The sequence below is a fragment of the Methylobacterium gossipiicola genome (assembly GCF_900113485.1).
GTDB lineage: Bacteria > Pseudomonadota > Alphaproteobacteria > Rhizobiales > Beijerinckiaceae > Methylobacterium > Methylobacterium gossipiicola.
Genome location: NZ_FOPM01000004.1, coordinates 199,832 through 214,735 on the forward strand (window position 1 = coordinate 199,832; position 14,904 = coordinate 214,735).

A 14,904-nucleotide genomic window follows, 5' to 3' on the forward strand; every position below is an offset into this window, starting at 1 on the left:
CTCCGTGAAGGGCGAGGGCACGGTGCGCGTCGTCCACCGAACGAGTTCAAAACCCCGACCCGATGGCCAAGCCCCAGCCCAAAGCCCCCGCGCCCGCCGCGAAGACCCCCGTGGCGCGCTTCGCCCTGCCGAAATCCGGGCCCCTCGCCCGGGCGCTCGAGGCGCTCAAGCGTGGCGAGAGCCCGACGCTCGCCAACGTGCCGGAGGGGTTCGACGCCGTCGTGGTGGCGGATCTGGCCCGGGCGCTCAGCCGCGGCTTCGAGGGGCCGGCGGTCCTTGTCCACGTCGCCCGCGATTCCGGGCGCGCCGCCGCCTTCGCCAGCGCCCTGAAGTTCGTCGCCCCCGAGATCGAGGCGATGACGGTGCCGGCCTGGGATTGCCAGCCCTACGACCGGGTCTCGCCGAATTCCGCCCTCGCGGCCCAGCGCATGACCGCCCTGTCGCGCCTCGCCCGCTCGCGCTCGTCGGAGGAGCAGCCGCGCATCCTCTGCACCACCGTCAACGCCCTGATTCAGCGCGTCCCCCCGCGAGAAAAAATCGCCGTCGAGACCTTCTCGGCCGCCATCGGCAACGTGGTGCCCATGGATGGGGTCACCGCCTGGGTCGAGGCCAACGGCTTTCTGCGCACCGGCACCGTGCGCGACACCGGCGAGTACGCCGTGCGGGGCGGCATCCTCGATCTGTCGCCGCCGGGCCTACCCAACCCCATCCGCCTCGACTTCTTCGGCGACACCCTCGAGTCGATCCGCGCCTTCGATCCCGAGACCCAGCGCACCATCGGGCAGCTGCGCTCCCTCGACCTCGTGCCCATGAGCGAGGTGCAGCTCACCACGGAGACCATCCGGCGCTTCCGCCAGGGCTACATTGCGAGCTTCGGCGCCGCGACCCGCGACGACCGGCTCTACGAGACCATCAGCGAGGGCCGGCGCTATGCCGGCCTCGAACACTGGATGCCCCTGTTCTACGACCACCTCGACACCCTGTTCGACTACGTCGCCGGCGTGCCGATGGTGTTCGACGCGCAGGTCGACGAGGCGGCGGGCGAGCGCCTCACCCTCATCCGCGACTATTACGATGCCCGCGCCGAGGCGATGAAGACCCCGTCCCCCGGAGTCGCGCCCTACAAGCCGCTCAAGCCCTCGGCCCTCTACCTGACCCCGAACGAGTGGCGCGACCGGGTGGCGGGGGCGGCCGTGGCTCGCCTCTCGCCGTTCTCCGTGCCGGAGAGCCCCGAGCGCCTGACCATCGATTGCGAGGCCCGCGCCGGGCGCAGCTTCGCCCCCGAGCGCGCGGACGAATCCGCCAGCGTGTTCGACGCCGCCGTGGCCCACGTGAAGGATCTCCAGGCCTCGGGCCACCACGTCATCCTCGGCTCCTGGTCCGACGGGTCGCGCGACCGCCTGTGCAGCGTGCTGGGCGACCACGGGTTGAAGAAGCCCATCGCCATCAACACCCTCCCGGCGGTGAACGCGCTCAAGCGCGGCAGCGACGTGGCGATCGCCGTCTGGGGCCTCGAATCCGGGTTCGTGGTCGACAAGCTCGCGGTGATCTCCGAGGGCGACATCCTCGGCGACCGGCTCGTGCGCCAGAAGCGCAAGGCCAAGCGCCCGCAGGACATCATCCTCGAAGTCCAGGCGCTCCAGCCCGGCGACCTCGTGGTCCATGCCGATCACGGCATCGGCCGGTTCGTCGGCCTGAAGACCGTGACGGCGGCGGGCGCCCCCCACGATTGCCTCGAGATCCAGTATGCCGGGGGCCTGCTGCTCCTGCCGGTCGAGAACATCGAACTCCTGACGCGCTACGGCTCGGAGGACGCGGAGGTCGCCCTCGACCGCCTCGGCGGCGGCGCCTGGCAGGCCCGCAAGGCCAAGATGAAGAAGCGCATCCTCGAGATGGCGGGGCAGCTCATCAAGGTCGCGGCCGAGCGCTTCGTGCGCCAGGCCCCGCGCCTCGCAGCCCCCGAGGGCCTCTACGGCGAGTTCGCCGCGCGCTTCGCCTTCAACGAGACCGAGGATCAGGCCAACGCCATCGACGCGGTGCTCACCGACCTCAATGCCGGCCGGCCCATGGACCGCCTCGTCTGCGGCGATGTCGGCTTCGGCAAGACCGAGGTGGCCCTGCGCGCCGCCTTCGCGGGCGCCATGGGCGGCAAGCAGGTCGCCGTGGTGGTGCCCACCACCCTCCTGGCGCGCCAGCATTTCCGCACCTTCGCCGAGCGATTCAAGGGACTGCCCGTCAACGTCGCGCAGCTCTCGCGCTTCGTGCCCGCCGCCGAGATGAAGCAGAACCGGGCCGGCATCGCCGCCGGCACCGTCGACATCGTCGTCGGCACCCATGCCTTGCTCGCCAAGAACATCACCTTCAAGGATCTCGGCCTCATCATCGTCGACGAGGAGCAGCATTTCGGCGTGGCCCACAAGGAGCGCCTCAAGGCGCTTCAGGCGGATGTCCACGTGCTCACCCTGTCGGCGACCCCGATCCCCCGCACCCTGCAGCTCGCCATGACGGGGGTGCGCGAGCTCTCGATCATCGCGACGCCGCCGGTGGACCGCCTCGCCGTGCGCAGTTCCGTGACGCCATTCGATCCGCTCCTCATCCGCGAAGCCCTGCTGCGCGAGCGCTATCGCGGCGGCCAGTCGTTCTACGTCGTGCCCCGAATCGAGGATCTGGCGGACGTGAAGCGCTTCCTCGACACCGAGATGCCGGAGATCAAGGTCGCCGTCGCCCACGGTCAGATGGCGGCGGGGCAGCTCGAGGACGTGATGACGGCCTTCTATGAGGGCAAGTTCGACGTGCTGCTCTCCACCACCATCGTGGAATCGGGCCTCGACATCCCCACCGCCAACACCCTCATCGTCCACCGGGCCGACATGTTCGGCCTCGCGCAGCTGTATCAGTTGCGCGGCCGCGTCGGGCGCGCCAAGGCCCGGGCCTACGCCCTGTTCACGACGCCGGCCAATCGCACCCTCACGGTGCAGGCGGAGAAGCGCCTCGGCGTGCTCCAAACCCTCGACACCCTCGGCGCCGGCTTCCAGCTGGCGAGCCACGACCTCGACATCCGCGGCGCCGGCAACCTGCTCGGCGATGCGCAATCCGGCCACATCAAGGAGGTCGGCTACGAACTCTACCAGCAGATGCTGGAAGACGCCGTGACGGCCTTGAAGGCCGGCATCGAGGAGCCCGTGGAGGAGGCGTGGTCCCCCACCATCGCGCTGGGTGCCCCGGTGACGATCCCCGAGCATTACGTCGAGGATCTCACCGTGCGCCTCGGTCTCTATCGCCGGCTCTCGACCCTCGAGAACGATGCCGAGATGGAGAGCTTCGGGGCCGAGCTCATCGACCGGTTCGGGCCGCTGCCGCCGGAGGTGGAGCAGCTCCTCAAGATCGTCACCATCAAGATCCTGTGCCGCGACTGCAACGTCGAGAAGGTCGAGGCCGGCCCGAAGGGCGTGGTGATCCATTTCCGCGATCGGTCGTTCGCCAATCCGCAGGGGCTGGTGTCCTTCGTCGCCGGTCAGGCCTCCTTCGCCAAGGTGCGCCCGGACATGAGCATCGTGTTCATCCGCGAGCTCGATTCCATCCCCGAGCGCCTGCAGATCACCACTGCGATCCTGCGGGAACTCTCGAAGATCGCCCGCGCCAAGAAGGCCAAGGCGGCCTGAGCCGGACAACCCGAGAATGGAACCCTGGATACGAAAAGGGCGCGCCCGCGAGCGCGCCCATCGGGCTCGATTTCCTGAGACACCGCCGCGTGTTACGGCCAGGGGCATCGACGGTTCTTCAACCCGCCCGGTGCGATGAAGCCGCCGGAAAGGTGCGTGCGCGTTTGCCATGATCCTCGGATCACGAAAACGCCCGATCGCCTTGAGAAATTACCTTTTTCGCGGAACCGGCCTCCGCTTGGGCGAACGATGTCCTACAGATCGGGCTCGTTGAGAACGTAGGGGCCGATCTCGCTCTGCAGATCGATGCGCGTTCCGACGCGGCCGGCCATCACGTGGTCGACGACGATGACGGGAATCCCGGCGGACCGCATCTGGTCGCACAGGCGCTCGGACAACATGGCGTAGGCGGGATCGCGAGACGAGGCTTGGAGCAGGACGGCGGCGGGGCGGGCAATGACGGCCAGCACATCCGGAGCGGCCTCGAGGGAGGCCGTGACACTGGCATAACCGAGTTCGGCGAGCTCTGCGGCCAGCGAACGGTCGACGGCGCGGTGGCCATCATCGACAACGAGAATCTGTTGCAGCGCACCCATGAGCGTCAGCGGTAATCCATCCCTCGTCCCTTGGGAAGGGACCCGTGTGACAACACACACGCGCGGATTTGGTTCGCCGACGCGAAATTAGGATTTTTTTAATAAATACCCCCTGCTTCGGCGATCCAACCGATCCTCGTCGCTGATGCAGTCTATCAAAAAACGAAGCCAAACCACTCAGGAAGCGACAGTTTCAAAATTCCGGGATGATTCGATAACGACGCTGCGAACGAATGTTGAATTTGTGACGATCATCGGCCGCTCCGAGACCGATCGGGCCACCGCGCGGGGTCAGGCGCGGACGACCTCCGTGGCGCGGTCGCCCTCGACGAGGCTGCGGAAAGGCGAGGACAGCCATTCGTCGGAAAACTCCGGCTGCGGAATGCCGCGTTGCAGTGCGCCGGCGTGACAGGCGCGGCCGCGAAAGGCGAGGGCGCCTTCGGGATCCCGGCGCAGGTTCATGAGGGTCGAGAGGGGGTTGACCCGCTCGGGCGCCGCCAGGGCGAGGGCGACGTCGCCGTCGGGCCGCGCCCCCGTGAGAAGGGCCGTCTCCTCGAAGGCGATCACGTCGATCACCGTGGCGCCCTCTGCGCGCGATGGCAGACGGTGCGGCGGCAGGCGCGACGGGGCGCGGTGAGCCAGGACGATGCTCGCCAGGGTCGCGGGCAGGCGGCTGGCGGCGAGGTTGGCTTCCAAGGCCGCCGGCACCACGAGATGGGTCGTCACCGGTCGCGCCAGGGCTTCGGCGAACCGAACGGCGTCGAAGACCGGCAGGGGCTCGAAGGCCACGCCCGCCATGAGGGCGGCGCCGAGGCCCGTGACGAGGCCGCGCAGGTCGCTGCCGGGCAGGAGCGTGAGCAGGCGGTCGCCGGGCGACATCCGAGCGGAGACGCAATGGGCGGCGATGGCCGCCGCGAGGGCCTCGGAGGAGCGGTGCATCGGCCGGGCGGGATCGCCGCCCGCGAAGGTGACGACGCCCCCCGGTCCCGGGGCGGGATTGCGTCGGCGCTGCTCGACCACCATGGCGTCGAGCTTGATCACCCCGTCCGGCACGCCCGGTCCGAAGGCTCCGAGGTAGCGCAGGCCGAAATAGCGCGCGGCGACCCGGCACATCCGCTCGGCCGGACGGGCTTGGCCGAAGCGGGATTGGGTCAGGACGGCGCTGATGCCGGCGGCTTGGACGGCGGTGACGAGGTCATCCTCGTTGAAGAGGGCGGGCAGCAGGACCGGGATATGCCCGGCCGCCTCCACGGCGAGGAAGGCGAGGGCGCCCTCGACACCGTCCTGGGCGGCGAGTCCGATCCGGCTCTCCGCCGGCAGGCGCCAGCCGTGCAGGCCGTCGGCGAGGCGGGCCACGATCTCGGCCGCCGTCCCGTAGGTCCAGACGATGGCCGGCCGGCCGCTCCATCCGGGCTTACCCAGCGGATCGACGAGGGCGATGCGGTGCGGATCGACCTGGGCCGTGGCGGCCAGAAGGGTGGACAGCCGCTGCGCCCGCAAGGGAAGGCCGGGCGCCTCGGGCGCCGGGGATCCCGTGGCCGGGCCGGCGCGGCCGACCGGGACGGAACGAGGCGAGGCCGGCGAGCGAGGCCGTGTGGCCTCGATGGCAAAGCCCGATGGGGGGGGTGAGATGGCTTGCTGCGCCGACACGTGCGCCTGTACTCCCGCTGCCCCTCCTTCATGAAGGCTTAGGGTTAAACAGGTCTTAAACCGGGCGCGCTCCCGAACCGAAGACACGCCGGAACGGGGCGGGTGTCATGTCTTCGCCGCATTCGGAAGGAAAGCAGGCCGCGCAATCGTTCGGGCGAGGCGGGCACGCTCCCGATGCCCCGACGCGGGGCGATGGGCCGGAATCCCGACCGCGGGACCGCGACACAGACCTTCGCCCGCTCACGCGACGCCAAGTTCGTTGAATTTCAAGGGGTCAGACCTGATGTCCTTCGCCAACCGTTCCGCGCGCCCGCTGCGCATCGCCGCGTTCCTTGCCCTGGCGGGCCTCGCTGGACCGGCCTTCGCGCAGCCCAAGGGCAAGGCGGCCCCGGCTCCTGCGGCGCCCGCTCCGGCCGCGCCCGCCGCCCCGGCGGCGGGCGGCATGGCCCAGCAGCAGAACGGCCCTCAGACGGTCAACGTGAAGTCCGAGCCGTCCCAGGCCGAGTGGACGAAGGTCTGCGGCAAGGATCAGGCGAGCGCCACGGACGTCTGCTACACCACCCGCGACTTCGTTTCCGACCAGGGCCAGCCCGTCCTCGCGGTGGCCGTCTACGACATGAAGAACGCCCAGCAGAACGTGCGCGTGGTGCGCTACCTGCTGCCCCTCGGCCTGCTGCTGCAGCCCGGCATCCGCTTCACCGTCGACGGTCAGCAAGCGACGGCGGGCAAGTTCGCCGTCTGCTTCCCCAATGGCTGCTTCGCCGAGGCCGGCGGCGTGAGCAACGACCTCGTCAACGCGATGAAGAAGGGCACCACCCTCAACGTCAGCGTCCAGAACCAGACCCAGCGCGAAGTCACCTTCGCGGTGCCGCTCGCCGGCTTCGGCAAGGCCTTCGACGGCCCGGCCATCGACCCGAAGGTGCTGGAAGAGCAGCAGAAGAAGCTCCAGTCCGAGCTGGAGAAGCGTAGCGACGATATGCGCAAGAAGCTCGAGCAGCAGAACGCGGCCGGTGGCGCCGCCCCGGCGGCCACCCCGGCCACGCCGCCCAAGCCCTGATGACTTGACGCGGATCGCGGCGCGTCCGCGATCCGCCACGGCTCCGAAACACGGCTCCGAAACGACGAAGGCCGGGCGAAGGATCGCCCGGCCTTTCGTGTTCCTAGTGCATCGATCCAGACGGAGGCTTCAACCGTGCTGGGAAAATTGATGCAAAAACAAAAGCCTCGTGCTCTGGCGCATGAACGAAGTGATTGCGTCACAGCACGAGAAGCGGGTTCAGTTCGCCGGGGAGGTGCGCAGCCGGTAGACGCCTTCCGCATCACGCTCGAACAGGTCGGCGATGCCCGTGTGGCGCAGGGCTTCGCCGGAGGTGTCGGGAACGAGGTTCTGTTCGGAGACGTAGGCGACGTACTCGCTCTCGGCGTTCTCGGCGAACAGGTGGTAGAACGGCTGGTCCTTGCGCGGGCGCATCTCCTCGGGGATCGCCAGCCACCATTCCTCGGTGTTGTCGAACACCGGATCGACGTCGAACACGATGCCGCGGAACGGGTAGATTCGGTGCCGGACCACGGCGCCCAAGCCGAACTTCGCGGTTCTCATGGTCGTGGCGGTGGATGTCGTATCGCTCATCCCTGCCAGATAGGCCGCGCCGATGCGCTTGTCATCGACGGTGAGGCCGCCGACGACAAGCGCCGTTCATCTCAAGCCCCGCGGCTCACTTCAGACCGTAGGTCTTGGCGAGCTCCGGGTCCTTCTCGGCGACGAGGCGGGCGAGGTCGACGATGACCTTGGCCTGCTTCCAGGTGGCGTCGTCCTGCATCTTGCCGTCGAGCATCACCGCACCGGTGCCGTCGGGCATCGCCTCGACGATGCGCACCGCGAAGGCGACCTCGGCCGGGTCCGGCGCGAAGACGCGCTTGGCGATGGCGACCTGATTGGGATGGAGCGTCCAGGCGCCGGCGCAGCCCATGAGGAAGGCGTTGCGGAACTGGGCCTCGCAGGCGTCGCCGTCGGAGAAGTCGCCGAACGGGCCGTAGAACGCCTTGAGGCCGTTGGCCATGCAGGCATCGACCATCTTGGCGATGGTGTAGTGCCACAGATCCTGCTGGGCGCTCGCCCGGGCGGCGCCGTCCTGCGTCGGGTCGGCGATGACGCGGTAATCGGGATGGCCGCCGCCGACGCGGGTGGTCTTCATGCCGCGCGAGGCCGCGAGATCGGCGGGGCCGAGGCTCATGCCGTGCATGCGCGGCGAGGCGGAGGCGATGGCGTCGACGTTGGCGACCCCCTCGGCCGTCTCCAGGATGGCGTGGACGAGGATGGGCTTCTTGACCCCGTGCTTCGCCTCGAGCTGAGCGAGGAGCTGGTCGATGTAGTGGATGTCCCACGGCCCCTCGACCTTGGGCACCATCACCACATCGAGCTTGTCGCCCACCTGCGAGACGATCTCGAACAGGTCGTCGAGAATCCAAGGGCTGTTCAGGGCGTTGATGCGGGTCCACAGGCCGGTGCCGGAGGCGGCGAAGTCGGTCGCCTGCGCCATGGCGACGAAGCCCTTGCGCGCCGCCTCCTTCTGGTCGACGGGCACCGCGTCCTCGAGGTTGCCCAGAACCACGTCGACGGTAGCCGCGAGTTCGGGCACGCGGGCGCGGACCTTGTCGTTGTGCGGCGGCACGAAGTGAATCATCCGCTCGAGCTTGACCGGAAGCTCGCGGAACGGAGCCGGCGCGCCGGTGGCGAGGGGCTGGAAGAAGCGGCGGGGCAGTTTCATCGAGGTCTCCGGTTCCGGTTTCTCATGGCGTGGTCCCGTCCGGCGGTTAGTCCAAGACCGTCCCCGTCGTAAAGGTGGACGGACGGATCGAACCGCCGGTCGCGCCTCAGCGCATGAGGCTCGGCGCGCCGAGACGCGGCACCACGCCCTCGCGCATGACGATCCGGCGCAGCGGGGCGATGGTCGTCATGGCCAGAAGCCCGAGGCCCCGCAGGACGTCGACGGGCAGAAAGCCCGTGAGAAGGCTGCGGTTGAGGGTGTCCACCGCCAGCGTCCGCAGGCGCGCGTCGCGGCTCCGCGACCGGGCAAAACCCGCCAATGCGGCCCGGGAACCCGGGTCGCGGCCATCCGCCATCGACGCCACGACGGCGTCCCGCAGGGCGGCCGCATCGCGAAGACCGAGGTTGAGGCCCTGGGCGCCGATGGGCGGGAAGAGGTGGGCCGCTTCGCCCACGAGGGCGAGGCGGGTGGCGACGGGGCTCGGCAGGGAAAGGCCGCGCATGGGCACGAGGCCGCGCGGCCCGTCGAGGCGCATGGCCCCGAGCATCGCCTGCGCTCGGGTCTCGACGGCGCGGGCCAGGGCCGCGTCGTCCTGGGCGGCCATGGTCTCGGCGCGGGCCGCATCCATGACCCAGACGAGGCTGGAGCGATGCCCGCCGGGCAGGGGCACCAGGGTGAACGGTCCTTCACGGGTGTGGAATTCCGTCGAGACGTCCCGGTGCGGCCGGGTATGGGCCAGGATCGTCGTGAGGGCGGCCTGGGGGTAGGACCATTCGCGCGGAACCAGACCGGCGGCTTCGCGCAGCTTCGAGCGGGCACCGTCGGCCCCCACCGCGAGGCGGGCGGAGAGGCGCGTGCCGTCGCCCAGCGTCAGGTCGACGGCGTCCGCGCCGAACTCGGCCGCGCTGGCGTCGCTCTCGAACAGGGTGAGATTTGACGCGGAACGGGCCTGCACCCGCAGGCTCTCGACGAGGCGCGCGCTCTCGACGTTCCAGCCGAAGGCGTCGAGGCCGATCTCCGTGGCGACGAAGCGGGCGGGCGGCGGCCGGAACAGGCTGCCGGTGTCGTCGACGATGTGGAGTTCGGCCAGCGGGCTGGCATGGGGCGCGATGCCGTCCCAGGCGCCGAGGGCCCGCAGGAACCGCACGGAGCCGTCGAGGAGCGCCACCGTGCGCCCGTCCGCCACGGGGGCGTGGCGGCCGACGAGGGCGGTGGGAATGCCGTCGCGGGCGAGCGCCAGGGCGGCCCCGAGGCCGGCGGCGCCGGCCCCGACCACGGCCACCGCCAAGGGTGGCATGCCGCGCGAAACACTCTGGGGCGATGGGGCCACGGGTCGTTCTCCTGCGCGAACGGGCCGACGAGACGGCGAAACGGGACAGATCGGCCGATCCGTCACGCCTTACAGAGGGAGCCGGCCGGATCGGTCAAGGGACGCGATGGTGCGGGAAAACAGCGCCGGTTAGCATCCGGGGGGCGACCCATGCCGCCTCGCGGAGGAAATCCCCCTTGTCCCTCGCCATCGCGCTCTTCGCCCTCGGCTTTCTCATGCTGGTGGCCTATCGCGGCTTCAGCGTCATCCTGTTCGCCCCCATCGCGGCGCTCGCTGCCGTGCTCCTCACCGACCCCGCCGCCGTGCTGCCGGTGTTTTCGGGGTTGTTCATGGAGAAGATGGTCGGCTTCGTGAAGCTGTACCTGCCCGTGTTCCTACTGGGCGCCGTGTTCGGCAAGGTCATCGAGCTGTCGGGCTTCTCGCGGGCCATCGTCACGGCCGTCATCGAACTCGTGGGCGCGCGCCGCGCCGTGCTCTCCATCGTACTCGTGTGCAACCTGCTCACCTATGGCGGCGTGTCGCTCTTCGTCGTGGTGTTCGCGGTCTATCCGTTCGCGGCCGAGGCGTTCCGCCTCTCCGACATCCCGAAACGCCTCATCCCCGGCACCATCGCGCTCGGCGCCTTCTCCTACACCATGGACGCCCTGCCGGGCACGCCGCAGATCCAGAACATCATCCCCACCACCTTCTTCGGCACCGACACCTGGGCCGCCCCCTGGCTCGGTCTCATCGGGGCGGCCTTCATCCTGGCGGCCGGCGTCACCTACCTCGATGCCCGCATCGCGGCGGCCAAACGGCGGGGCGAGGGCTACGGCACCGGCCACGCCAACGAACCGGCGACGATGGAGGCCACCGCCCTCGCGCATCCGGCCGTCGCCCTCCTGCCCCTCGTGGTGGTGGGCCTCGCCAACCTCGCCTTCACGGCGGCGATCCCGCGCCTCTACGGCGCGAAGGTCGAGACGGTGCTCGCCGGCCTCGACAAGCCCATCGTGACCACCACCGCCTCGGTCACCGCCATCTGGGCCGTGGAACTCGCCCTCATCGCCGGCATCCTCACGGTGCTGGCCTTCGCGTGGCGGCCGGTGTCGCGGGGCTTCGCCGAGGGCAGCCGGGCGGCGGTGGCCGGCGCCCTGTTGGCGGCCATGAACACCGCCTCCGAATACGGTTTCGGCGCGGTCATCGCGGCGCTCCCGGGCTTCCTCGTGATCCGCGACGCCCTCTCGGCGATCCCCAATCCCCTGGTGAACGAGGCCGTGACGGTGACGGCGCTGGCCGGCATCACCGGCTCGGCCTCCGGGGGGCTGAGCATCGCGCTCGCCACCATGGCGAACACCTTCATCGCGGCGGCCGAGGGGGCGGGCATCCCCATGGCGGTGCTGCACCGGGTGGCCGCCATGGCGAGCGGCGGCATGGACACCCTGCCGCACAACGGCGCCGTGATCACGCTGCTGGCCGTGACCGGCCTCAGCCACCGGCAGGCTTACGCCGACATCTTCGCCATCACGGTGCTCAAGACCTCGGCCGTGTTCCTCGTCATCGGCGTCTACTACCTCACCGGGATCGTGTGACGTGGGGAGGAGGGTCGCGGGTTGCGCCATTGCCCTATGGCGCCCACCGTCTATGTCGAGCCTGACCTAAGCCCACGAGGAACGAGCCCCATGCCGAAGGCGATCCGAGTCCACGAATACGGCGGCCCCGAGGTGATGCGCTACGAGGACGTCACGGTGCCGGAGCCCGGCCCCGGACAGATCCACGTCCGCCAGAGCGCCATCGGCGTCAACTTCATCGACATCTACTTCCGCTCCGGCGCCTACAAGGTGCCGCAGCTGCCCTTCACCCCCGGCAACGAGGGCGCCGGCACCGTGGTGTCCGTGGGCGAGGGCGTCACCGACTTCCGGCCCGGCGAGCGCGTGGCCTACGGCTCGGCGGCCGGCACCTATGCGGAGGAGGTGGTGATCCAGGCGAGCGCCGCCGTGCACCTCGCCGACGGCGTCGAGGACGCCACCGCCGCCGCCATGATGCTCAAGGGGCTCACCGCCGAGTATCTCCTGCACCGGACGTACCGGGTGAAAGCCGGCGACACGATCCTGTTTCATGCCGCCGCCGGCGGCGTCGGCCTCATCGCCTGCCAATGGGCGAAGCACCTCGGTGCCACGGTCATCGGCACCGTGGGCTCCGAGGAGAAGGCGGAACTCGCCCGCGCCAACGGCTGCGACCACGTCATCCTGTACCGCGATGAGGACTTCGCCGCCCGCGTGAAGGAGATCACCAACGGCAAGGGCGTGCCCGTGGTCTATGACGGGGTGGGCCGCGACACCTTCCCGGCCTCGCTCGATTGCATCAGCCCGCTGGGCCTCTTCGTCAGCTTCGGTTCGGCCTCGGGTCCCGTCGACGATTTCAGCTTGGCGCTCCTCGGCCAGAAGGGCTCGCTCTACGCCACCCGGCCCTCGCTCTTCGCACATGCGGGCAAGCGCGAGACCCTGGACGATATGGCCAGGAACCTGTTCGGCGTGGTGGCGAGCGGCGCGGTGACGATTCCCGTCCATGCCCAGGCCCGGCTCGCGGACGCGCCCCAGGTCCACACGGATCTCGCCAGCCGCAAAACCACGGGCGCCACGGTGATGATCCCGTGAGGCCGGGGGCAGGGGACGTCCTGCTGGTGGTGGACGTTCAGAACGATTTCCTGCCGGGCGGCGCCCTCGCCGTTCCGGACGGCGATGCGGTGATCGCGCCGATCAACCGCCTCGCCGAAGGGTTCGCCCACGTGGTGCTGACCCAGGACTGGCACCCGCCGGGTCATGTCTCGTTCGCCACGAGTCATCCCGGCCGGGCGCCGTTCGAGGCCGTGGCGCGGCCCTATGGCAGCCAGATGCTGTGGCCGGACCATTGCGTGCAGGGAACGGAGGGGGCTGCCCTCGCCCCCGGCCTGCGGGCAACGCACGCCGAACTGGTGATCCGCAAAGGGCACCGCCGGGACGTCGACAGCTACTCGGCCTTCGTGGAAGCCGACCGCACCCCGACGGGACTTGCTGGCTACCTGCGCGAGCGCGGCTTCACCCGTGTCGTCGTGTGCGGCCTCGCCACGGATTACTGCGTGGCCTGGACCGCCCTCGATGCCCGCGCGGCGGGGTTTTCCGTCGCGGTGGTGGCGGATGCGGTGCGGGGTATCGACCAGGACGGCTCAGTGGCAAGGGCCTGGGCCGAGATGGTGGCGGCCGGTGTCGAACGGATCGCCACCGGGGATATCGCGGCCTGATCCTGTCTCCGGTCGATTGCCTCGGCTTGCTCACGCGCGACAGGCTCCTGAAAGGAAAGGGAACCCGCGCAGGTCAGAGACCGAATGGATCAGCCGGAGACGGCCTGCTCGCGAGCTTCCGCTACACCGCGCTCCCATACAGATCATACGCGTCCGCGCGCTCGATCTTCACGGTGACGATGTCGCCGACGCGCAACGGGCGGCGGGACGTGACGTGGACGTTTCCATCGATCTCCGGCGCGTCGTATTTCGAGCGGCCCTTGGCGACGCCGCCCTCCACCGCGTCGATGATGACGGGCAGGCGCTTGCCCACCCGCGCCTTCTGCAGGCGGGCGGAGACGGTCTGCTGCGTCTCCATGAACCGGCGCTTGCGCTCGGCCTGGACCTCCGGGGGCACCGCGGCGCCGAGGTCGTTGGCGGTGGCGCCCTTCACCGGCTCGTAGGTGAAGCAGCCGACGCGCTCGAGCTTGGCCTCCTTGATCCAGGCGAGCAGCTCCTCGAACTCGGCCTCGGTCTCGCCGGGGAAGCCGACGATGAAGGTCGAGCGGATGGCGAGATCGGGACAGATCTCGCGCCAGCGCCGGATGCGCTCGAGTTGTTTCTCCTGGTTGCCGGGGCGGCGCATGCGCTTGAGCACGCTGGGGGAGGCGTGCTGCAGCGGCATGTCGAGGTAGGGGAGGATCTTGCCCTCGGCCATCAGGGGGATGACCTCGTCCACGTGCGGGTAGGGGTAGACGTAGTGCATCCGCACCCAGGCCCCGAGTTCGCCGAGTTCGGCGGCGAGGTCATAGAACTTCGCCCGCACCTCCCGGTCCCGCCACGGGCTCGTGGCGTAGCGGACATCGACGCCGTAGGCGGAGGTGTCCTGCGAGACCACCAGGAGTTCCTTGACGCCGGCTTTGACCAACTTCTCGGCCTCGCGCAGCACGTCGCCGGCCGGGCGGCTGACGAGGTCGCCGCGCAAGCTCGGGATGATGCAGAAGGTGCAGCGATTGTTGCAACCCTCTGAAATCTTGAGATAAGCATAGTGGCGCGGGGTGAGCTTCACCCCCTGCGGCGGCACGAGATCGAGGAACGGATCATGGGCCGGGGGCACCGCCTCGTGCACCGCCGCGACCACGGATTCGTAGGCCTGCGGGCCGGTGACGGCGAGAAGGTTCGGATACTTTTCGCGGATCTCGTCGGGCTGCGCCCCCATGCAGCCCGTGACGATGACCCGGCCGTTCTCCGCCATGGCCTCGCCGATGGCCGAGAGCGATTCGGCCTTGGCCGAATCGAGGAAGCCGCAGGTGTTGACGATCACCACGTCCGCCCCGTCGTGGCGCCGGGCGAGTTCGTAGCCCTCGGCCCGCAGGTGGGTGAGGATGCGCTCGGAATCCACCAGCGCCTTGGGGCAGCCGAGGGAGACGAAGGAAATCTTGGGCGCGGCCTTGGGGGGCAACAGGGGCGATGCGGTCATGGGCACTCGTCGGGCCGGTCGAACGAAGGCCGACCGAGCGGGAAGTCGTGGAAATCGGGCTGATTTGCCAGATCTATAGCCGCATCCGGCGCGGCACGCGAGCCTCACGGATTCGGGGGCCACATGCAGCCGGATCGCTTTCCTCGCCCGCGCGCCCGTGGCAAGCGAAAAACGGCCTGGAAT

General features: G+C 69.6%; 11 protein-coding genes. 5 read left to right on the plus strand and 6 right to left on the minus strand.

Features of this window, described 5'->3' with window-relative positions:
- The first annotated feature begins 62 nt into the window (after nucleotides 1-62).
- Nucleotides 63-3,662 (plus strand): transcription-repair coupling factor, encoded by a 3,600-nt coding sequence (gene mfd / locus BM249_RS05195; protein ID WP_091969630.1) that lies wholly within the window; start codon nucleotides 63-65, stop codon nucleotides 3,660-3,662.
- A gap of 254 nt (nucleotides 3,663-3,916) precedes the next feature.
- Here mfd and BM249_RS05200 read toward each other — a convergent pair whose 3' ends face one another.
- Together BM249_RS05200 and BM249_RS05205 are read right to left on the minus strand one after the other, a co-directional pair.
- On the minus strand, nucleotides 3,917-4,258 hold the full coding sequence (locus BM249_RS05200) for a hypothetical protein (protein WP_091969632.1): 342 nt from the start codon (nucleotides 4,256-4,258) through the stop codon (nucleotides 3,917-3,919).
- Nucleotides 4,259-4,549: 291 nt separating this feature from the next.
- Entirely contained in the window at nucleotides 4,550-5,758 is a 1,209-nt protein-coding gene (locus BM249_RS05205; RefSeq protein ID WP_244528595.1) for an AMP-binding protein, read from the minus strand.
- A 433-nt stretch (nucleotides 5,759-6,191) separates the two neighbouring features.
- On the opposite strand from BM249_RS05205, the gene BM249_RS05210 reads away from it, so the two are divergent.
- The gene (locus BM249_RS05210) at nucleotides 6,192-6,965 is read left to right on the plus strand and encodes an invasion associated locus B family protein (RefSeq protein ID WP_091969634.1); all 774 of its coding nucleotides are present in this window, start codon (nucleotides 6,192-6,194) and stop codon (nucleotides 6,963-6,965) included.
- A gap of 219 nt (nucleotides 6,966-7,184) precedes the next feature.
- On the opposite strand, the gene hspQ is transcribed toward BM249_RS05210, so the two are convergent.
- The 3 genes from hspQ to BM249_RS05225 form a co-directional block, all read right to left on the minus strand.
- Complete coding sequence (gene hspQ, locus BM249_RS05215) at nucleotides 7,185-7,538, minus strand: heat shock protein HspQ (RefSeq protein WP_091969636.1); 354 nt, start codon at nucleotides 7,536-7,538, stop codon at nucleotides 7,185-7,187.
- 85 nt (nucleotides 7,539-7,623) lie between these two features.
- Complete coding sequence (locus tag BM249_RS05220; RefSeq protein ID WP_091969638.1) at nucleotides 7,624-8,676, minus strand: HpcH/HpaI aldolase/citrate lyase family protein; 1,053 nt, start codon at nucleotides 8,674-8,676, stop codon at nucleotides 7,624-7,626.
- Nucleotides 8,677-8,782: 106 nt separating this feature from the next.
- Complete coding sequence (locus BM249_RS05225) at nucleotides 8,783-9,973, minus strand: FAD-dependent monooxygenase (RefSeq protein ID WP_091969640.1); 1,191 nt, start codon at nucleotides 9,971-9,973, stop codon at nucleotides 8,783-8,785.
- A 209-nt stretch (nucleotides 9,974-10,182) separates the two neighbouring features.
- On the opposite strand from BM249_RS05225, the gene BM249_RS05230 reads away from it, so the two are divergent.
- From BM249_RS05230 to pncA, 3 genes are all read left to right on the plus strand, one after another.
- Entirely contained in the window at nucleotides 10,183-11,574 is a 1,392-nt protein-coding gene (locus BM249_RS05230; protein ID WP_091969642.1) for a GntP family permease, read from the plus strand.
- Nucleotides 11,575-11,664: 90 nt separating this feature from the next.
- On the plus strand, nucleotides 11,665-12,639 hold the full coding sequence (locus BM249_RS05235; protein WP_091969644.1) for a quinone oxidoreductase family protein: 975 nt from the start codon (nucleotides 11,665-11,667) through the stop codon (nucleotides 12,637-12,639).
- Nucleotides 12,636-13,262 carry a bifunctional nicotinamidase/pyrazinamidase gene (pncA, locus tag BM249_RS05240; RefSeq protein WP_091969646.1) on the plus strand — a complete coding sequence of 209 codons (627 nt, stop codon included), beginning with the start codon at nucleotides 12,636-12,638 and terminating at the stop codon, nucleotides 13,260-13,262. The genes BM249_RS05235 and pncA overlap by 4 nt, the downstream gene beginning before the upstream one ends.
- Nucleotides 13,263-13,383: 121 nt before the next feature.
- On the opposite strand, the gene rimO is transcribed toward pncA, so the two are convergent.
- Nucleotides 13,384-14,721: a 30S ribosomal protein S12 methylthiotransferase RimO gene (gene rimO, locus BM249_RS05245; RefSeq protein ID WP_091969648.1), complete on the minus strand. Its 1,338-nt coding sequence runs from the start codon at nucleotides 14,719-14,721 to the stop codon at nucleotides 13,384-13,386.
- Nucleotides 14,722-14,904 lie beyond the last annotated feature (183 nt).

Coding starts and splice junctions, on each gene's coding strand:
- mfd (WP_091969630.1), top strand. CDS start 63: ATGGCCAAGCCCCAGCCCAAAGCCCCCGCGCCCGCCGCGAAGACCCCC.
- BM249_RS05200 (WP_091969632.1), bottom strand. CDS start 4,258: ATGGGTGCGCTGCAACAGATTCTCGTTGTCGATGATGGCCACCGCGCC.
- BM249_RS05210 (WP_091969634.1), top strand. CDS start 6,192: ATGTCCTTCGCCAACCGTTCCGCGCGCCCGCTGCGCATCGCCGCGTTC.
- hspQ (WP_091969636.1), bottom strand. CDS start 7,538: ATGAGCGATACGACATCCACCGCCACGACCATGAGAACCGCGAAGTTC.
- BM249_RS05220 (WP_091969638.1), bottom strand. CDS start 8,676: ATGAAACTGCCCCGCCGCTTCTTCCAGCCCCTCGCCACCGGCGCGCCG.
- BM249_RS05225 (WP_091969640.1), bottom strand. CDS start 9,973: ATGCCACCCTTGGCGGTGGCCGTGGTCGGGGCCGGCGCCGCCGGCCTC.
- BM249_RS05235 (WP_091969644.1), top strand. CDS start 11,665: ATGCCGAAGGCGATCCGAGTCCACGAATACGGCGGCCCCGAGGTGATG.
- rimO (WP_091969648.1), bottom strand. CDS start 14,721: ATGACCGCATCGCCCCTGTTGCCCCCCAAGGCCGCGCCCAAGATTTCC.